This window comes from Pedobacter sp. KBW06, from assembly GCF_003852525.1.
Classification (GTDB): domain Bacteria; phylum Bacteroidota; class Bacteroidia; order Sphingobacteriales; family Sphingobacteriaceae; genus Pedobacter.
The window spans coordinates 1,254,620-1,275,105 of record NZ_QAJL01000001.1; the positions used below are offsets into that span (position 1 = coordinate 1,254,620).

Here is a 20,486-nt window from a genome sequence, read left to right on the forward strand (position 1 = left end):
TTCAGGGTTCATTTCTTTTAAGGAAACAACCGAAGATAAACCAATGATTTACAGTCGGCAACCTGCACCATCCTGTACACAGTTTTATTGAATATCCTCCTAAAATAACGCAATATTCTCCGTTGATCCCGCAGATTTGACTCAATATTTCAGCATTTTGTCTCAATCTCTCTGAGATACTAAAAGCAATGTTATCTTTAATATATTTGAACAACGAGCCAAATAACTTTGAAAATAACCGCCTTCATTTTTTTGCTGCTATTCGCGGAAATCTTACACGCGCAACCCTATTATTTTAAACACTATCAGGTAGAAAACGGGCTGTCCAACAACAGTGTTTTTGCCAGTGTTCAGGATGATAAAGGTTTCATGTGGTTTGGTACAAAAGACGGGCTGAACAGGTTCGACGGCTATTCATTCAAAACGTATCGTCATGATCCGGCAGATCCGGAAAGTCTGGGAAATGACAAGATCTATTCCCTGCTGAGCGACAAAACTGCGGGGCTCTGGGTTGGTACAGACCTCGGGCTTTACCAGTACCATCCTGAAAAAGAAACCTTCAGCGCCGTAAAGGAGACCCTGCGCATTGGCATTCGCAGCATACACATTGACAAGACCGGTAACCTGTGGCTCCTTTCCAACAGCAAGGTCTATCGCTATAACCCGGTAAAAAAAGAGTTTTCAGGAGTGCCCATTGACGACTCGTTTGAGGTTGGTTCTATCTATTGTCAGTCGGACGGGGCAATTCTGATCACAAGTTCTGATGGTAAGATTGCAGTCTATAACCCGCTCAGCAGGTCTTTTAAGACCCGTTATCAAATGAATAAAAAAGGCGCTGTTAACATTGGCTGGGTGCCCGTATTTACAGAAACCAGGGACCATCAGCTTTTGCTTGGTTCCAGTAGTCAGGGCATCAAGCTGTTTAACCCTAAAACAAATGTATTAAAGGACCTCATTACCCAGAACAAGGATAAAACACACATTTATGTAAGAGACATCCAATCTATAAATGAAGATGAATTCTGGATCGGTACCGAGTCGGGACTATACATCTATAACCATCGGGATGGCCGTATTTCCCATCAGCAAAAACAGTACAGCAATCCTTACACCCTTTCAGACAATGCCATTTACTCGGTATGCAGGGACAGGGACGGGGGCATGTGGATGGGAACCTATTTTGGCGGGACAAACTATTACGCACCCTCCTCTTCTATTTTCAGTAAATACTTTCCGGAACAGCAGCAGCACGCCATCAGCGGAAGCGATGTCCGTGAAATCTGTAAAGATAAAAACGGCAACTTCTGGATTGGTACTGAGGATGCCGGCCTGAATAAACTGGATCCAAAAACAGGCCGCTTTACCTCCTTTTTCCCTACCGGAAACAAGACCACCATTGCACATTCCAATATTCATGGTTTAGTGATCGACGACAACCACCTGTGGATCGGGACCTTCGAGCATGGCCTGGATGTGATGGACATCAACACAGGCATCGTCATCAAACATTATATCCCCGGAAAAGGAAATTTATTAAGGTCCAGTTTTGTGCTGAGTATGTTTAAGACCAGGACCGGCGATATACTCCTGGCAACGACAGTAGGGCTCTATAAGTACAACCGCAAGAAAGATGACTTTGATCCGATTCCCGGCATTCCTTTTTATTTCTACAACAATATACTCGAAGATAGCGAAGGCAACATATGGGCCGGAACCTACGACAAAGGGCTTTTTCGCTTCAGGCTGGGCGAGAACAAGTATACTAATTTCGAACACGAACAAGGCAATCAAAACAGCCTGAGCAGCAATACCATCAACGGCATCTTTGAGGACAGCAGGAAGAACATCTGGATCGTCACCGATGGAGGTGGTTTATCCCTGCTGGACAAGAAAAAATCAAGCTTTAAATCTTACAATACCAACCAGGGGCTTCCGAGTAATTTTCTTTTCAGAATTCTGGAAGACCATGACCATAAACTCTGGATCAGCAGTACGCGGGGGCTGTTCCGCTTTGATCCGCAGACGGCTGAAGTGAAAACCTATACCAGGGCGGATGGCCTGCTCACCGATCAGTTCAATTACAATTCTTCGTATAAAGATACGGATGGCAGGATGTATTTCGGGAGCCTGAAGGGAATGATCAGTTTCCTCCCGGAGCAACTCAATACGACCTCTAAAACAGCCCCTGTATTTCTAACCGGTTTTCAGATTGACAATACAGAAAGTACGGATCCCACAGCGGATAAGATCCTGAGCAAATCTGTTCTTTATACAGATCAGATTACTTTAAAGCACAACCAATCTTCCTTTAGTATAGATTTCGCCGGACTCAGCTATGCTTCCCCGGTAACGACGGAGTACGCTTATAAGATGACCGGACTATACAACAGCTGGGAATACCTAAAGACCAACAGAAAGGTGTATTTTACCAAGCTTGCACCAGGGACCTATGTTTTTGAGGCCAAGGCGATGATTAACGGAAGCAACGAATGGAGTAAAAACAACATCAAATTACGCATCGTGATTCTGCCCCCTTTCTGGAAAACCTCATTGGCCTATGCGCTCTATTCCATTCTGTTTTTAGGGATAATTACAGCCGCAATCCTACAGTATCATCAAAGAACAGACCTTAAAAACAAAAGAAGGATGAAGCTCTTTGAGCATCAGAAAGAAAAGGAGATCTATCAGGCGAAGATTGAGTTTTTCACCAATGTAGCGCATGAGATCCGGACACCCCTCACACTGATCAAAGGGCCGATGGAAAAGATCATGAAACTTTCAAAAGAGGTCCCTGTCATTGAGAAGAATCTGAAAACGATGAACAGAAATACGGATCGTTTACTGAACCTCACCAATCAGTTGCTGGACTTCAGAAAAACAGAGGTTCAGGGCTATTCTTTAAATTTTGTGAAAGTCGACATCTCTGAACTTATCGAGGACATCAAAATGCAGTTTCAGGATGCTGCCGAAAGCAAACAGATCAGTTTTGAAACACAATTGCCTTCCGTACATTTTTTCGCTTATGTAGATACGGAGGCTTTATACAAGATCATGAGTAATCTGGTAGACAATGCCATCAAGTATGGTAAATCAAAAGTAAAGATCGTACTTAGTATAGATCCCGGGGAAGACCAGTTCAGCATTCAGACCTTTAACGACGGGCTTAAGATTGCCCCGGAGATAAAGAATAAAATTTTTGAGCCTTTTTTCAGGTCCAGGGAAACAGAAATGCAGCGGGGTACCGGCATTGGCCTATCCATATCCAGGTCACTGGCAGAGTTGCACCAGGGCCGCCTGTATCTGGAAGAAAGTGGCCCGGAAGGCAATGTATTTATAGCAGTATTCCCGATTCATCAGGCAATGGAATTTAATTTAGACGGAAAATGGAAAAAGAGATAACGATCTTACTCGTAGACGACAACGAAGAAATTTTAGAGTTCATCGCTGATGACCTGGGCGAAAAGTTTCAGATCCTCACGGCAACGAACGGCCTGGAAGCCCTTGCCATTTTGGAAACAGCGCTGGTCCATTTAATCATCAGCGACATCATGATGCCAGAAATGGATGGTTTTGAGTTTTGTATGAAGGTGAAGTCGAGCATTGAATTTAGCCATATCCCCTTAATTCTTTTGACAGCAAAGGATACCCTGGACTCCAAAATCCAGGGACTGGAACTGGGTGCCGATGTCTACGTTGAAAAACCGTTTTCTCCGGAGTTCCTGCAGGTACAGGTAAGCAGTCTGATCGCTAACAGGAATAAGATCAAAGCTTATTTCTCCAGCTCGCCACTGCTGCACCTGAAAGGAATTGCCCATTCCAAAGCGGACGAACAATTCCTGGAGAAGATCCAGTACATCATTGACAAAGACATCAGCAACCCTGATCTGGATGTGGAGCATCTGGCCAATCACATGAACATGAGCAGGCCTACTTTGTATAGAAAAATTAAATCTATTTCCAATCTCAGTCCCAATGAACTGATCAATATCTCCCGTTTAAAAAGGGGTGCAGAGCTCTTGCAACAGGGTGCCTTAAAGATCTACGAGATTTCCGAATTGGTTGGATACAGCTCTCAAACTCATTTTGGGAGAGTTTTCTCCAAGCAATTCGGAATGTCGCCTACTGAATATGCAAATCATAAATCATGACATCTGCTTTATTTACCCATGCCTGAACCAGCACCGCTGCTTAAAGAAAATGGCTGATCTGCTTCGGCCAGCCCTCTGCTCCGTTCCGGCTGGTCTGACATTTCCAGTTTTAAGACTCCACCTTTTAAAATGTCGCTGTGGCGGATAAAATTGGCGTCGTATTTCTTCCCGTTTAAGGTGGCAGATTTGATATATACATTTTTTGGGCTGTTCGCCGGCGCATCTATAATGAACTGTTTTCCGTTCTCCAGATTGATGGTCGTTTTCTTAAACACCGGACTGCCCATCACATACTGATCTGTACCGGGAGTGACACTATAGAATCCCAGGGCACTCAACACATACCATGAAGAGGTTTGGCCCTGATCTTCATCTCCGGGATAACCGTTTTCTGTTGCATCATAGAGTTTGCTCATCACATTCCTTGCATGAAACTGAGATTTCCAGGGTTGGCCCCCATAATTATAAAGATAAACCATATGCTGAATGGGTTGGTTGCCATGTGCATATTGCCCCATGTTTGCCATCACCATTTCCGTCATCTCATGAATCATTCCACCATAGGTACCTACATTCACGGTATTGGGTTCAGAAAACACAGAATCCAGTTTGGCCGTAAAGTTTTGCTTCCCCCCCATTAAACCGATCAGGCCATTGATGTCCTGAAAGACCGACCATTGATAATGCCAGGCATTCCCTTCCGTGTATGGGCCTCCCCATTCAAAAGGATCAAACTTTGGTGTCCATTGTCCTTCGGCATTCTTTCCCCTCATAAATTTTGTTGAAGGATCGTATACATTTTTATAATTGTACATCTGTCTTTCGAAAATTCCGGCATAAAAATCGTTTCCGGTCATTTTTGCCAGGGTCCATGCGCAATAATCATCATAGGCATATTCCAGCGTTTTTGCAGTCGCCTCTCGGTACTTAGGATAAGGCACATAGCCCAGTTCAAAGTATTCTTTCCAGCCATCTCTGCCATTTGCAGGACCCCATGGGCCCTTATTGGTGGCTTCATGTAAATAAGCGGTCAGGGCTTCTTTAGGGTCAAATGTACGGATGCCTTTTGCCCATGCATCTGCAAGCAGCGAAATCGCGTGGTTCCCGATCATGCTCCCGGCCTCACTTGGAAAAGACCAGGAGGGCAGCCAGCCACATTGTTTGTAAGCATCGATTAAAGCCTGCATGTAACGGCCATGCATCTCCGGATGCATGAGGGTATTTAAAGGGAACTGGGCACGGAAAGTATCCCAGAAACCGGTATCGGTAAACATATAGCCCGGATGCACTTTTCCATCATAGGGACTGAAATAATAAGGCTGTCCTTTTGCATCGAGTTCATAGAATTTCCTCGAGAAAATACTCGCCCTGAAAAAGCAGGAATAAAAGGTCGCTTTATCCGCTTCGCTTCCACCCTCCACCATCACTTTCGACAAGGATTTGTTCCATACTTCAGCCGCTTTGGCTTTGGTCTGTTCCAGATTTTTATCCCCGCCCAGTTCCCTGCTCAGGTTCAGCTCTGCCTGTTCCATGCTGATGTAAGAAGAGGCGGTTTTAACCTGAACCTTTGCCCCCTCTTTAAACTGAACATAGGCACCCTTGCCTATACCTTCTGCTTCCCGTTCATCTTTGTTAATGGTGTTATTTTTATTTTCCCAGGTACCGTAAGCGGTAAAGGGCTGGTCAAAACGGATGACAAAGAAACTCCTGAAACCTTCTTTGAATCCCTCGCCGTTGTTCACAAAACCGGTGATCTTGTTTTCCTTCGGATAAATTTTAACCCCGCTGATCCCGGTATATCCATCCAGAACCAGGAAGCTTTTCTTACCTGCCGGATAGCTGAACCGCAAATGAGCACCCCGTTCTGAAGGGGAGATCTCCGTACTGATCTGGTTTTCAAACTGAACTTTGTAGTAATTGGGTTTGGCAATTTCATTGCTATGGCTAAACTTCGTTTCCCTGTCATTTTCATTGACGACCAGATGGTCTGTCATGGGCATCAAAGAGAATACCGCATAGTCCCTGGACCAGGAACTGCATTGATGCGCCTGTTGAAATCCCCTGATTTTATCTTTAAAATACTGGTACTTCCAGCCATCTCCGTTTCTTCCGGTTTGAGGTGTCCAGGTGTGCATTCCAAAGGGCAAAGCGGTGGTGGGATAGGTATTTCCTCTGGTCAGTTCATGTTTTGAATTGGTTCCCTGCAAGGTATTTACATATTTTACGAGGTCGGCCTGTTGGGCCGAACCTCGCATACTTACCTGCAGGGAAATCAAAAAAATAATCAATCTGAGTTTCATTTGTTGTGCTGAAAATTTAGGGTAAAATGATCGTTCCCTGCTGATCCTCATCAGGGATTAAAGTATTTCTTTTCCTTTCCAGCACCATTGATCCGACAAAGCGGTAATCAATGGGAAATGCCGGATTCGAAATGTCGCTATATTGATATTCCAGCACAACGGTGGTATAGGTACGCTCCAGATAGGGCAGCACGCCATCCTTTTCTTTCTTGACAGAGAAAGTCCCGCGTTGCTGGCTAAATTTAATGGCCGGATTTTCCGAGCTTAAGGTAACGGTTTTATTGTCCGCATTAAAGGAAGCCTTGATCTTATATTCCCGGCGGTCCAGTGCTTCTTCTTCCGTTACCCCTGCAAAGAAAAAGACGGTTTTTTCATCTACCACATAAGCATTTCTGTTGGGTACTGTCAATGGTTTTTGCTCATTCTGAGGGCGGTTCCTGTCCCATACCTCGCCGGCAATGGAATACCGTCCCGAATAATCATTAAATGGAACGATCCGCATCAGGGATTTTTTATAGCCCCTGCCTGTAGCGATGGCCAATGACGAGGTGGAAATGATCTGCACAGGTAAAATGTACTTGTTGCTAAAATCCAAACCTGCCAATTTCAGGTTCAGGTTAAAAGAACCCATATTACTACCCGCCGGGATTGTGGCATTCATGGAGCTAAATTGATAATATTCTTTGGGAAGCTCATTGAAATACAAATCATTCCTCAACCTGAACCGTTCGAAATTAAGGTTTTTAAGGGTATCCACATCCGTATTTATCGTCACCGTTACATCGCCGCTGTTCTCTGTAGAGCCGCTCACAATGACCGGAACCTTAACCGGGATGGAACCACCTGTAGCATTATATTTCACATGGACTTCCACCACTCCGTTATTCACGAAAGACACCGATTTCCGGAACAGTTCTTCCTTCCACTCTTTATTACAGGAGCTGATGAGCATGCAGCCGATTAAGGCCAATATATATCCTCTTTTCATAAAATTTTAGTTAAAAGTAGTCCAACCTGGGTTTTGGGTCAATTTTCTGTTTTTTCTCAGTTCGCTATGGGAGATGGGCCATAAGTACATTTTATCGACAAAAATGGTGGGCAGGGAAGGGATTGGCACCGGCGTATCAAATAGCTCCCGCTGGCTTTCCGTCATGTTCATATTGCAGCCTACCACCGGGGTTGCTTCTTCTACCGGAGCATCTTTCCAGCGTCTAAGGTCAAAATAACGCTGCCCTTCCGCGAACAATTCAATCTGCCGCTCTCTTTTTAAAGTCTTTCTTAGCAGCTCCGGACTTCCATACACCTCATTTCCATAATCAGGCACACCGGCCCGGATGCGTACTTCGCTGATGTATTTACTCATTTCCAGCAGGTCTCTGCTTACGGTAATCGTCTCTGTGCCGGTATAGCTCGGGATGGAATAACTACCCGTCAGTTCGTTCAGGGCTTCGGCATAAATCAGTAAAATATCTGCATACCTCATTGCCGGCTCCACCTTTGGCACAATAAAACCGCCCTCCATATAGGAATCAATAGGGTTGTAATATTTCTTGATGCCCAAACCAGTCCTGATGTAGAAATCCGGTGAAGAAGCCTGTTTTCCATTGGAATGATCCCGATAGTAAAACACCTGTATGTGGCGGTCGTCCGGCCTCAAAGCACTGATGTTCTCCCAGATACTTCCATTATAGGCCACCGAAGCATAAAAACGGGGTTCTCTCTCGGCATACTGCAAAGAGACTTTGGCAGGTAATGGTAAATGAGAACTCGCATCGGTGGTATAGCCCTGGCGGCGGGGAGATGTGGCGATATTCGTTCCGTCGTTCATGTAATAGGCATCCGCTTGTTTCTGTGTGATGCCATGGGTATTCCATCCTTTCATAGAAAAGGGCATCTGGTGCAGGACCATTTGATCGATCCCTTCGCTGCTTTGTTCTGTAACCCTGGAAAAGATCAGTTCCGGGTTGTCTGAATAAGAAATGGCGCCATTGAACAACTGGCGGTAAGATTCAAAAGGATCGATATTTTTCCATCCCATCGGGAAGTTCTGATCAGAATACTTTGCATTGTAGGGAGGCACAATAGTTTTAGCCTGTCCTGGCCCCTGATCTGCAGCTTTAAAAGGAGCAGTGAAAAGGCGGTATACGTTCATATTGATCACATCCTTTGCCGCTGCTGCTGCCCTCGCCCATTTTTCATTGCTATACTGTTGTGACACCAGTTGCCTGCCTTCATGATCAACCAATCCGGCAAGCCCCAGGTTACCGTTAAATAAAGGACTGGCGGCAAAAAGATAAACTTTTGCCCTTGCTGCCAGCGCCGCACCTCTGGATGCACGTCCTTTATCGCGGTTGGTATTGGAGAGCGGGAGATATTTTGCAGCTTCCGCAAACTCGGAAGTGATGAATGCCACACATTCATCATAAGAGCTTCTCGGTCTTGCGATCTCCTGATAACTTTTGGTATAGTCTTCCCCTTCATCAGGCAACAGTGGAACCGGCCCATATTTCCTCAGCAGTAGCCAGTAATAATAAGCCCTGAGAAAACGTGCCTGTGCTTTCGTGTCGGCCACTTCATTGGCCGTCATTTCCTTGTTCAGGTCTATGTTATGGATAAAGATTGAAGCATTACGGATTCCCTCGTAGCAGGATCCCCAGCTCCCCTGTTCATCTCCTTCGGTATACTCTCCATTTTTAAAGGTTTTGTATTTATTACTCCGGTCGCCAAAGAACATGTCATCAGAGATGAAATTAAATGGGGTAAGCCCCTTACTGGCCACTTCTGCATTTGACCCCCTAAGGTTCGTATAGACATCGGCAAGCCACTGATTGGAATACACTTTACTCGTAAATACCTTGTCCAGGTTCAGGCGGTCATCTTTAAAATAATGTTCTGTGTTGAGGTATTTTTTGCATGCGCCCAATGACAGCAGTAAAGCTGCGAGCGTCACTATATAAATATATCTTTTCATAAGTTTATATTGTTCTTTAAAGGTGATGAAGCTATCCTGAGCGCATTGATAGCAATTGTAAGATGGTATGCTTTGGATGCTTTCATTTCTAAATTTTCTAGAAGTTTACATTTAGTCCCAGGGTGATTGTTTTCGAGATCGGATATTTCATCCCATCACCGCTCCCCAATTCCGGGTCCCAGATTTTCAGGCTGTCCCAAACGGCAAGGTTATAGCCCATAACATATACCCTGGCCTTATTGACATGAATGGAAGACATCAGTTTTGAAGGCAAGGTATAGCCCAGCTCCACATTTTTCAGTCGCAGGTAAGCACCATCTCTGAGCCAGTAGGTAGAGGTCCTGTAGTTGTTGCCGCTTCCACCATAACTTAGTCGCGGGTACTTGGCATTGGGATTTTCTGTTGCCGGGTTACCTGAAATCTCTTTCGAAATCCAGCGGTTTTTAGGATCGCCAAGGTCGGTCAGTACATTTCCCCAGGCGCCATCTGCGAAGGGATAAACACTTGGCCCATTAATGAAATAAGAAGAGCTTCCGGCACCTTGTAAATGAACGTTGATGTCAAAGCCTTTCCATACGACAGAAAAACCAAATCCATAGATCATGCTCGGCACCCTTGATGCCCCAATGGGCACCACATCGTCATCGTTGATGATCCCGTCGCCGTTCACATCTTTGTATTTGACATCGCCCGGCATGTATTCGCCAAACATCTGTTTAGGGCTGTTTCTGATTTCTTCATAAGATTGAAATAAACCTAAGTCGATCAGTCCCCTCGCCTGTTCATAACGGAATCCCTGTGTCATGCGATAAGGTAAGTTGTTGGCCTCTTCATCAAATTCCAGCACTTTATTTTTGGAGTAAGTGACCGTACCACGCAAAGTAAAATCGACTTTATTCATGCGTTTGAAAAAATTAAACTGTCCGTCGAAACCTCTGGACTCCATCTTTCCAACATTTGCCCAGGGCCTGCTTGGCACGCCTACCATTTCCGACAAATGGTCCCTTCTTTTGAAGATTTTCTCCCGGGTATCTTTAAACACATCTAACCTGAAAGAGAACAGGTTGCCCAGCACGTTCATGTCAACACCTAAATTGTGTTTTTTGGCTACTTCCCATGTCAGCTGATCAGATGCGACCTGGGCGTAATATAGTCCTGCGTAATAATTAGGGCTGATGCTCTCTCCGAAATTGTATCCTCCTCTTTCTTTGATCTCACTCAGGTAAGGAAAACGAATGGGACCAAAATTATCGTTGCCGACTTCCCCATAAGAATAACGCACTTTAAAAAGGTCCAGCCATTTTGCATTTTTCTTCAGAAAGGCTTCTTCAGAGATGTTCCATCCTACAGAAACAGCAGGGAAGAATCCAAACTGGTGTCCTGCTTTAAAGTTCTCTGAACCGGTATAACCGAAGTTAAACTCGGCCATATAGCGGTCGCGGTAACCATACATCAGTCGGCCGGATACGCCCATATTACGTCTGGCGATCCCCTTGATGATGTCTCCGCCAACGTTGGAGGTTTCCCTTTGTTCGCGTTGGTTGTACTTGATTAAAGCACCTATATTGTGTCTTTCATTGATTACGGTATTGTAGATCAGGTCAGTTTCAAGTACATTGATCCTTTCGCCCCAGGCATTTGATTCCTGGAACATCAGTCTTTCCGGCGTGATGCGTTTCATGATCAGGTTTCCATCTCTGTCCCTTCTCCGTTCTACATTGTATTGTTCCGGCCATTTTAAGCGGTTGATGTTATTGTCGTTATTGGTATCATAGGCAAAACGGCCAATTGCCTGCAAACCTTTGGTGATAAAATCCAGCTTTTGCTCCAGGGTAACATTGATCTCATTTTTATTTTTCCAAAACTCCCGGTATCCGGTTTGTGTGGCCATCACCCATGGATTGGTGCGGTCGCCGGTACCATATGCGGGAACCAGTCCATTGGAGTACAAAATCGGTGTGGATATCGGCGACTGCCCTATCAATGATTTCCAGATGTCAGCAGTGAGCCCCGGAAAATTCTGCTTTTCCAGAAATCCGGAAACACCGAGTTTCAACAGGGTGGTTTTGGTGATGTCCATATCGATATTGGCCCTGTAATTTGACCTCGTCATATTCGCATTGGTATTGTAGTCTTTCAATGACTGGTCTGATTTATACATCCCTCCTTCGTTGAAATAACTGCCCGACACATAATAGCGCACTGTTGATCCCCCACCGTCCAGGTTGACTGCGGCACGATAGGTATTGGCCCCATCGCGCAACATCACGTCCTGCCAGTTTACATTCGGATATAGATCAGGGTCAAGACCGCTTTTAAAAAGCTTCAGCTCGATGTCTGAATACATTGGTTCCTGGTTCCGGGTGGTCTTTGCCTCATTCACCAGGGCCGCATAGGTTGGTCCATCCACAAATTCGGGTGTCCTCGTCCGGGTCATGTAACCGAATTCGGATTTGCCATTGATGTTTATTTTCCCGGCATGTCCTTTCTTGGTGGTAATGAGCACCACTCCGTTTGCCCCTTTTGAACCATAAATTGCGGTTGCAGAAGCATCCTTAAGAATGGAAAAGGACTCGATATCCTCGACATTAATTTCATTAAATGCCCGTTCAAATCCGTCCACTAAAACCAGGGCGGCCGTATTGGCACCAAAGGTGGAAATTCCGCGGATCCAGAATTCGGACCTGTTGTTTCCCGGTTCTCCAGATCCCTGCATGGCGATCACACCGGCCACATTTCCGGCCAGTGCATTGGTGATATTCCCTGTTGGTGTGCGGAGGTCTTTCACGTTCACTGTGGTAATTGCTCCGGTTACCGTTACCTTTTTCTGGATTCCCGTACCGGTCACCACCACATCTGTCAGGACATTGGCTTCGCTCTCTTTTAGCAGGATTGAAATGACGGTTTTTCCTGCCACCTGAACTTCCTGTTTTTCGAAACCCAGATAAGAAAAAATCAGGGTGCTGTACATTCCGGTTTTGATTTTATATTTCCCGGTTTCGGTAGTCATTGTTCCCAATCCGGGACGGTCTTTTACGACTACCGTTACGCCCGGAATAGGTTTATTGTTGAGGTCTCTTACGGTTCCTGTGACCTCTATGTCGCCCTGCGCATAAGAGCCGATGCCGCAGAATAGCAGCAGTAATGTGATATAATATAGTTTCATTTTAAGGCGTTTTTAGGTTATTCGATGGAAATGGTTCGTATGCGACGGTTAACGAGATCAGCAACATAGAAGGTCCCTGTTGCAGAATCGTAGATGATCCCATAGGGCTGATCAAATTGTGCATCTCTAAGTGCCCCATCTGCATAACCTGCACTCCGTGGCCTGCCCGCAAAAGTGCTGACCACCCCCTCCGGGGTTATTTTACGGATACACTGGTTAAAAATATCGGCCACATAGAAATTGTCATTTTCATCGAATGCGCCCTGATGGGGCTGATCGAACCTGGCATCTGTTCCCACACCATCATTGTGCCCCGGACGTCCTCTGCCCCCCACAAAATGTACGGGAGCTTCCAGCTTTCTCGTCTGGCGGTTGTACCTTGATTTCAGGATGTAATTTTGATTGACCACAACGATATAGGCAAAATCCCCGCTTGGTGCGAACTGGATATTAAACTCCCAGTTATTGTCGTCCACCCGGAACAACAACTCCGAAGAATTGCCTTCTTTGTTCCATTTAAAGACCTCGCCTTTGACATAGCTGTTGTAAAAATAATCACCGGTCTGCGGGTGCGCAGCACCTCCATTGGTGGTTCTGTTATAAATCAGGGAGTTCCATTCGGTAAAACCGGTAGCGGGCGTCAAAGCAGCGGTGCTCAGGCCCCTTTCATCCCACTGGTCGTTGGTCACATATAAGGTATTCCAATCCGGGCTGAAGGAAAGTGTTCTGGGGCGGTCCATTCCTTTACCCGTCCTGAACAAGGTTTTCACCTGCTTCTTTGCCATATCGATGAAACGCAGTCCCCTGCGCTGTTCCAGCAGATAGATGTTTTTGTTCTGATCAAAGGTCATCCAGTAAGGTTCTTCAAACTGGGCTTTATCAAAAGGCCCGTCTACAATTGCAGTCCTTCCATCTTTATCTGTAAAGCCAACCAGGGTGCTTACCGCTGGTCTGAAAAGGTATTTGAATTGATTCTTTGAAATGCTTTCCTTCATCTGATCTCCCTTACCCACCTGTACTTTTACAAGGCCATTGTTGGCACGGGAAGGAACCAGCACGTACAACGCGGAATTACTGGCACCCACCAATGCAGCGCGCTTATTGTTGACAAACACTTTAATCATCGAGGTATCGTTTCCGAAATTGCTTCCTTCGATCAGCATTTGTGTCCCCACTCCTCCGCTGTCCGGGAGAAACCGCGTCATTTCAATGGGTTTATTCGGATCGTAGACCTGTTTGGTCTGTCCGGTTTCTTTCTTGCATCCCCAGAGGAAAAAAAGGAATGCAAGAAAAAAAATGCATATCCTGATATGCACTTTTAGGCAGGTAAAATTTTTATTCATAATTGTTTATTTGGTTAGTGATTTAGCTCGTCAACTGACGACCCATTCAAGCTCAGATTTTGTGCAATACAATCCCTGGCAACCCGAAAAAGGTCGTCGGTTAAACATTTAATAAAAACGTGCAGAAGCTTTTCTGCAGGAGTTAACGAAGGGTTAACCTGCTAAGTTGAGTTCCCGAAATAACAGTTGCTGTTCATGGTTTGGCTTGGTTTAATATATTGGGGTTATTCTTTTGAATTCAACTTAATTTTTCTCAACACAAGGGCTAAACTTCTTCCGTTTCATCACCTCATTTAAACAATTATGAATTGGAGCAGCTTTTCAGGGCTACTTCTTTGTATTGGTATTTCCTTCTTTATGCTGGTTCCATTTACTTTCCAGCAGTTTTATAAAATATCCGCCTACCACACTCCTTGCAGTAAAATTCTGACGAACCGCATCTTTTGTTTCATGCCAGTCGCTGATGGGCGAACGGGATGGTGTTTCTATGGCATATAAATAAATCGGATCTATAAAGGCATCGAAATCTGCGCGGTTGTCTGCCAGTACTGAAGTCCAGAGGACCCAATCCGATTTGGTATAGGATTTACGGCTGTCCAGGGGTAAGCCATATTTATTCTGTTTACCTAAATAATACTTCACTTCTTTATCATAAACCGTTTTAGTAAACAGTCCAAGATTTAGCAGTTTATCCCATACCAGATTATACTTCTGGCTCCATGTTCCTTTCTGACCGAAAGCCAGGCTATAATGATCGCCATCATCCGCCAGTTCCGCCCATTTCTTAGCCATTTCTTTCGCCATATTGGTATACTTTGCAGCGGTTTCTGTTTCTCCAAGTTGGGCTGCCATCCAGCCATAGGCACCCAGTGCAACAATCGCTTTTACGGATAGATTGGCATTTCTGTTCAGGTGTCCGGCAAAATCATCGGTACACAATTGATTTCCGGGATCAAATCCCTCTTTGCTCAGGTATTCCGCCCATGTAGTTAAGGTAGACCAGTGTTTTTTAGCATAAGCCGCATTGCCTTCTGCTTTGACCGTTGCCGCGGTAGTGATGATCATATTTCCCGATTCCTCTACCGGCATATCTTCTCCGTAAGTCTGTCCGTTTGCGACAGGATACGTTCCCAAATCATGGGCTGGATATGGCTTTTTCCATCTTCCACTTTCACTGTACTCGAATATTCCGTTCATCAGGCCTTTCACCAGTTCGGGGTTATAAGCCAGGAACAGCGGAGCAGATGGATAGGTGATATCTACGGTATGGATCGAGCCGTTGCTATAGTTCTCTTTCGACATAAACAGCAATTCTCCTTTTGGGCTCTTCACTAATTTATGCGCAGAAATGGCCTGTCTGTAAGCGATGACACATAAACCTGCGTATTTCTTTCCTCCGGACTGTACCGCAGCAGCATACATTTGGGCATCGAAAGCATTACATTTTTCGATGATCTGAGGGTATTCCTCCGCAGCTTGCTGCAGCAGGGAGCTAAAGGTTCTTGTGCCGCCATTGGTCCACCAGGCTTTCAGGTTTTCACCAAAGTATTGTATAGATTCCAGGTCCTCATAAGCCAGCATCACGAACTGCTGTTTGGTCTTATCGCCTACCTGACCAAAGTCCAGTAGGGTATTCAGGGCGTATTTTGTTCCTTTAGCTTTTCCAGTGTTTATTTCTCCGGCCTGAGCGGTATTTTTTTCTTTGGCATTATTTATTCCTTTATCAGTTTTCAGCCTCTTATTTCCCGATCGGAACAGTGCCGGACTGATGCTTGCTGCTGCAATAAACTGGGAGCTTTGTGCTGATTTCGGCACCGCTACATAGGCATATCCCCAATCTATACGCACATTGTCGCCGGTTTTTTGCAGGATCGGCTGGGCAGTTGTTCCGGCTTTTAAGACCGACAACCCCGGCACATTTACCGGTTCTGCTACAATTTCCTGAGTAGGTGTATTTACAGCGAGATCCGATGAGGCATTAAAAAGAATGCTGACCTGGTGTTTCCTTTTATCATTGGATTTAACCTGATAAGTAAGGTAAGAAACAGGCCTGGAAATGAGCTCCAGGTCATTCATCAGCAAAGGAGAAGTAAAAGTAAGTGCCAGATCAATACCTCCGCATTTAAATGAATAATCCGTCTGCGTCGCCTTGATCATCCGGCTGGTCTGCACTGCCTGGGCAATTTTGCCGTTATTTTCGGGATCATCTGTCACCAAACCTGCATCCAGCCACTGGCCGCCGCCGGTATTTTCAATATGAATGGCCAGGACATTATTTCCTTTTTTCAGGCTTTTCAGGGCCGCTCCTTTTATTGGAACATAATCGTATTTATGTTCGGTGAATCCTTTTTTACTCAGAATCTGCAGGCCGTTTAAATACACCTGAACATTGTCGTCATGACTGATCTTAAGGTATAAAACCTCCGGAATCCGGTCATTCAGCTGAAAACTTCTGATGGCCCAAAGCTGTTTGCTTTTCCACTCTGTGCCCGCCTGAGCCCAGAGATCGCCAAAAGGTGCAGCTCCTGATTTCCATGCAGAAGCATTAAAATCAAGCGCATGCCATTCCTGTTTTGGAGCGGTCTCTGTAAAGCGGAACTGATAGGCTTTTTCATCTGCAGCAGGCAATATGGTTTTATACACCTGCTCAGACTGTCCCATGAACCGGTACGTTTTGCCATCGACCTGGATCAATCCGTTCATTGCCTGTTCCGCACCCGTCCAGTGTGTGGTTGCCGATTGGTTCAACTGATCTGTATTTGACCAGATGCTGAAGTAAGGGTCATGTGTAATTAATGGATATGAGGGCGCTTTACTTTGCTGTGCCTGAGCAGACAACAGTCCAAGTCCTACACCAATATAGGTTAAAATTTGACGGATCATATTTCTAGGGAATCTTTTCAATGGTTATTTGGCTACTGAAAATTTATAAATAGACTGGCTCTGATAAGACGCCCCTTTTTTTAGTACCGTAGTTGGAAAGGACGGTTGATTTGGACTATCAGGGAAATGCTGGGTTTCCAAAGCAAAAGCAGTCCTGAAATCATCTTTATGATTTCCTTTCATGGTATTTTTACTTTGCATAAAGTTGCCGCTGTAAAACTGCAGCCCGGGCTGATCGGTATAAACGCTCATCACGATTCCGGTTTGATCACCGGTAACGATGGCCACCGCATCATCGGCCTGATGTGGATTTAACACGAAATTATGGTCATACCCCTTTCCGTTGTCCAATTGCAGATTCTTGACTTCAATATCCTTTCCTATCGTTTTGGCCTGGGTAAAATCAAAAGGCGTTTCCTTTACCCCTTCCAGCTTACCGGATGGAATTAAGGTCGAGTCGACAGGCGTATATTGATCTGCTTTGATTTGAACCAAATGGTTTAAGATGCTTCCGCTTTGCGATCCGTTGAGATTAAAAAAAGCATGGTTTGTTAAATTTACCACCGTGTTTTTATCGGTCGTCGCTTTGTAAGTGATTTTTAAGGCATTGTTGTCGGTTAAGGTATAGGTGACGGTCACATTGAGGTTTCCGGGAAAGCCTTCTTCCATATCTTTGGAGAAGTAACGCAATTCCAGGGTTTGTGCATCCAGTTGTGTCGCATCCCAAACGACATCCTGATAGCCTTTTTTTCCACCATGAAGCATATTCAGCCCATTATTGGTGAAAATCTGGTAAGTTTTACCATCCAGGGTAAAGCGTCCTTTGGCAATGCGGTTTCCGTAGCGGCCGATCGTTGCGCCAAAATAAGGCTCTGTAGATTTCTGATAGCCTTCAATGCTGTCAAATCCGGCTACGACATCGACCAGCTTACCTTCTTTATCCGGGACAAATAATCCAACCAGACGGCCACCAAAATTGCTGACCAATGCTTTGGATCCGGATTTATTTTTAAGGCTGAACAGGTGGACCGGTTTACCGTCTATTTCTTTCTCAAAGGCTTTAGCTGAAATACCGGTGGTATCTGAAACACCCTGAGCAGATTTTTGCGTGGTAGAATTACAGGCAACTGCGAAGAGCATTGCTCCTGCTGCCAGAGCTGGAATACTTTGTTTTAAATATGCTTTCATTACCTTTTATTTAACATATAATCCAATAATTTAATAGAATACCCGCCCACAACACTACGTGCCTGGAAACCGGATTGTTTTCCATTCGTTGTCTCATGCCAGTCGCTCAAAGGGACCCTGTCCTCTGTTTCGACGGCGAATTTATACACCGGGTTTACCAGTTTATCAAAATCGGCACGGTTCTCTGTCAGCGTTGCCGTCCAGATGATCCAGTCGGATTTGGTATAGGTCCGGCGACTGTCTAAAGGCAAACCAAATGCATTTTGTTTATTCAGGTAAAACTTAATTTCTTTCTGGTAAACGGCCTTAGGGAAAATGTCCAGATTCAATACCTTATCCCATACCAGGTTGTATTTCTGGCTCCAGGTATCTTTATGGTCAAAAGTCAGGGCGAAATGGTCTCCTGCATCTGCCATCTGAATCCATTTTTGCGCCATTTCTTTCGCCATATTTTTATATTTTTCTGCGATCTCCGTTTTACCCAATTGTTCAGCCAACATGCCGTAGCTGCCCAGGGCAACGATCGCTTTAACCGATAAATTGGTATTACGGGCCAGGTGACCTGCAAAATCATCTGTACAAAGCTGGTTGGCAGGATCAAATCCTTCTTTGCTCAGGTAATCGGCCCAGATGCTCAAGGTTTCCCAATGTTTTCTGGCATATTCTGCATTTCCTTCCACCTTCGCGATGGCTGCTGTTAAAATGATCATGTTTCCTGACTCTTCAACCGGCATATCTTCACCATAAGTTTGTCCGTTTGCCAAAGGATAGGTCCCCAGATCGTGCGCTGCAAAAGGCTTTTTCCAGCGGCCGCTTTCACTATAATAGAAGATTCCGTTTAACATGCCTTTCAGCAGGTCCGGATTGTAAGCAAGAAACAAAGGCGCAGAAGGATAAGTGACATCTACGGTATTGATCGATCCGTTACTGAAGTTTTCTTTGGAAAGGAACAGCAAATCGCCCTCCGGGCTTTTCACCAGTTTATGCGCGGAAATGGCTTGTCTGTATCCAAGTACACATAACTTCGCGTATTTTTCGCCTCCGGCTTCCACTGCAGTTTTGTACATCGCCGCATCAAAATCATCACATTTTTTCAGGATGGATTTGTATTGCATTGCTGCACTGCTCAATTCATTTTCAAAAGATTTGTCGCCATTGGTGTTCCAGTATGCTTTCAGATTTTTTCCAAAATATTGAACCGACTCCAGGTCATCATATCCCAGCATCAGGTATTGCTGTTTGGCGCTGCTCCCCACCTGTCCGAACGACAAAATGGTACTTAGGGACAATTTGGTCCCGGTAGCATTGGTTTGTCTCGCCGCTTTATTTGGTTTCACAAAGTCGTTAACTACATTTTTTAATGAAACAACATATTGGTTTGCCGAAGCTGAAGCAGGGGTTGCCACATAAAAATACCCCCAGTCTATCCTCAGGTCATCTCCGGATTTCTTCATGACCTGCTGGTCAACAGTACCTGCTTTCAGTACTGCCAGACCTTTTGCATTTGCTTTTTCCACTTTCACACGTTGTCCGGTGGTATTCACTGCAATGTTTGTGGAAGCATTAAAAAGTACCTCCACCTGATGTTGTTTTTTATCGTTGGCAAGAACCTGATAGGTCACATAAGAAATTGGTCTGGAGACCAGGTTCAGGTTGTCCATTAATAAGGGAGAGCAGAAGGTTAAGGAAAGGTCTACCCCTCCTGCTTTAAATTCATAACTGGTTTGTGTTGCGGTGATCTTAACCCGCTTTTGCTGCGCCAGGGCAATGTCCTTTACAGCTGCTGCGCTGGAAATTAATCCCGCATCAAGCCATGCATTGCCGATGGTATTTTTGATGTGAATAGCCAGCACATTTTTACCTTTTTTAAGGTTTTTCAATACGGCATCTTTTAGCGGAATATAAGAAAAACGGTTACTCGTCCATCCGATAAAGCTGTAGACCAGGTCGCCATTCAGGAAAACCTCCACATTATCATCGTGGTTTAGTTTTAGCGTGAGGTCTTTTAGTGCAGGGTTGCTCAGCTCAAAAGTTCTCCTAACCCAAAGTTCTTTTGAAGTCCATGCTGTACCTGCACCGTTGACCAGGTCGCCGAAGGGGGCGGCATTAGATTTCCATCCTGATGCATTAAAATCGATGCTGTTCCAATCTGCTGCCGGGGCAGATTCCGTATAACTGAACTGGTAATCTTCATCGTCTGATGTTGGCAGCACATTGGTATAAGGTTTTGAGGTTGCCCCTAAAAAACGGTAAGGGACACCATCCACTTTAATAATGCCTGTTAAGGGCTGTTCTGCACCCGTCCAGTGTTTGGTTTGGGATTTATTCAGCTGATCTGTGGCAGACCAGATGCTGAAATAAGGATCGTGTGTAATTAAAGGATATGAGGGTGCAATGCGTTCCTGAGCGGAAGCATTCCACAGCATAGCCGATAAACCTAAAGTTATCAATAAACGTTTCATATGTGTTTTGGTTGTGTGTTTCAAT

The 20,486-nt window shown here is 45.0% G+C and carries 10 protein-coding genes; 2 read left to right on the forward strand and 8 right to left on the reverse strand.

Annotated features, from left to right (window positions below):
* Window positions 1–252 precede the first annotated feature (252 nt).
* Window positions 253–3,399: a two-component regulator propeller domain-containing protein gene (locus DBR43_RS04965; protein ID WP_233602867.1), complete on the forward strand. Its 3,147-nt coding sequence runs from the start codon at window positions 253–255 to the stop codon at window positions 3,397–3,399.
* A complete protein-coding gene (locus tag DBR43_RS04970; protein WP_124578481.1) occupies window positions 3,384–4,148 on the forward strand; it encodes a response regulator in 765 nt (254 codons plus the stop codon). Before DBR43_RS04965 ends, DBR43_RS04970 begins: the two co-directional genes overlap by 16 nt.
* Before the next feature lie 8 nt (window positions 4,149–4,156).
* On the opposite strand, the gene DBR43_RS04975 is transcribed toward DBR43_RS04970, so the two are convergent.
* The 8 genes from DBR43_RS04975 to DBR43_RS05010 all read right to left on the reverse strand — a co-directional run bounded on the left by DBR43_RS04975 (window position 4,157) and on the right by DBR43_RS05010 (window position 20,461).
* Window positions 4,157–6,448: a GH92 family glycosyl hydrolase gene (locus tag DBR43_RS04975; protein WP_124578483.1), complete on the reverse strand. Its 2,292-nt coding sequence runs from the start codon at window positions 6,446–6,448 to the stop codon at window positions 4,157–4,159.
* Window positions 6,449–6,464: 16 nt separating this feature from the next.
* On the reverse strand, window positions 6,465–7,436 hold the full coding sequence (locus DBR43_RS04980; protein WP_124578485.1) for a DUF4973 domain-containing protein: 972 nt from the start codon (window positions 7,434–7,436) through the stop codon (window positions 6,465–6,467).
* 6 nt (window positions 7,437–7,442) lie between these two features.
* Window positions 7,443–9,419, reverse strand: coding sequence for a RagB/SusD family nutrient uptake outer membrane protein (locus DBR43_RS04985; RefSeq protein ID WP_124578486.1), 1,977 nt, complete (start codon window positions 9,417–9,419; stop codon window positions 7,443–7,445).
* Between the two features lie 97 nt (window positions 9,420–9,516).
* Entirely contained in the window at window positions 9,517–12,585 is a 3,069-nt protein-coding gene (locus tag DBR43_RS04990; RefSeq protein WP_124578488.1) for a SusC/RagA family TonB-linked outer membrane protein, read from the reverse strand.
* 17 nt (window positions 12,586–12,602) lie between these two features.
* The gene (locus DBR43_RS04995) at window positions 12,603–13,790 is read right to left on the reverse strand and encodes an IPT/TIG domain-containing protein (protein ID WP_158622430.1); all 1,188 of its coding nucleotides are present in this window, start codon (window positions 13,788–13,790) and stop codon (window positions 12,603–12,605) included.
* Window positions 13,791–14,255: 465 nt separating this feature from the next.
* Complete coding sequence (locus tag DBR43_RS05000) at window positions 14,256–16,811, reverse strand: glutaminase family protein (RefSeq protein ID WP_124578492.1); 2,556 nt, start codon at window positions 16,809–16,811, stop codon at window positions 14,256–14,258.
* A gap of 24 nt (window positions 16,812–16,835) precedes the next feature.
* Window positions 16,836–17,999, reverse strand: a complete 1,164-nt coding sequence (locus tag DBR43_RS05005) for an aldose epimerase family protein (protein WP_124578494.1) — start codon at window positions 17,997–17,999, stop codon at window positions 16,836–16,838.
* Window positions 17,999–20,461: a glutaminase family protein gene (locus DBR43_RS05010; RefSeq protein ID WP_124578496.1), complete on the reverse strand. Its 2,463-nt coding sequence runs from the start codon at window positions 20,459–20,461 to the stop codon at window positions 17,999–18,001. The genes DBR43_RS05005 and DBR43_RS05010 overlap by 1 nt, the downstream gene beginning before the upstream one ends.
* Window positions 20,462–20,486 lie beyond the last annotated feature (25 nt).

What these genes read in the sequence shown, in the direction of transcription:
- DBR43_RS04990 (WP_124578488.1), bottom strand. Translation starts at nt 12,585, where the DNA reads ATGAAACTATATTATATCACATTACTGCTGCTATTCTGCGGCATCGGC.
- DBR43_RS04975 (WP_124578483.1), bottom strand. Translation starts at nt 6,448, where the DNA reads ATGAAACTCAGATTGATTATTTTTTTGATTTCCCTGCAGGTAAGTATG.
- DBR43_RS05010 (WP_124578496.1), bottom strand. Translation starts at nt 20,461, where the DNA reads ATGAAACGTTTATTGATAACTTTAGGTTTATCGGCTATGCTGTGGAAT.
- DBR43_RS04995 (WP_158622430.1), bottom strand. Translation starts at nt 13,790, where the DNA reads ATGACGCGGTTTCTCCCGGACAGCGGAGGAGTGGGGACACAAATGCTG.
- DBR43_RS04980 (WP_124578485.1), bottom strand. Translation starts at nt 7,436, where the DNA reads ATGAAAAGAGGATATATATTGGCCTTAATCGGCTGCATGCTCATCAGC.
- DBR43_RS04970 (WP_124578481.1), top strand. Translation starts at nt 3,384, where the DNA reads ATGGAAAAAGAGATAACGATCTTACTCGTAGACGACAACGAAGAAATT.
- DBR43_RS04985 (WP_124578486.1), bottom strand. Translation starts at nt 9,419, where the DNA reads ATGAAAAGATATATTTATATAGTGACGCTCGCAGCTTTACTGCTGTCA.
- DBR43_RS05000 (WP_124578492.1), bottom strand. Translation starts at nt 16,811, where the DNA reads ATGATCCGTCAAATTTTAACCTATATTGGTGTAGGACTTGGACTGTTG.
- DBR43_RS05005 (WP_124578494.1), bottom strand. Translation starts at nt 17,999, where the DNA reads ATGAAAGCATATTTAAAACAAAGTATTCCAGCTCTGGCAGCAGGAGCA.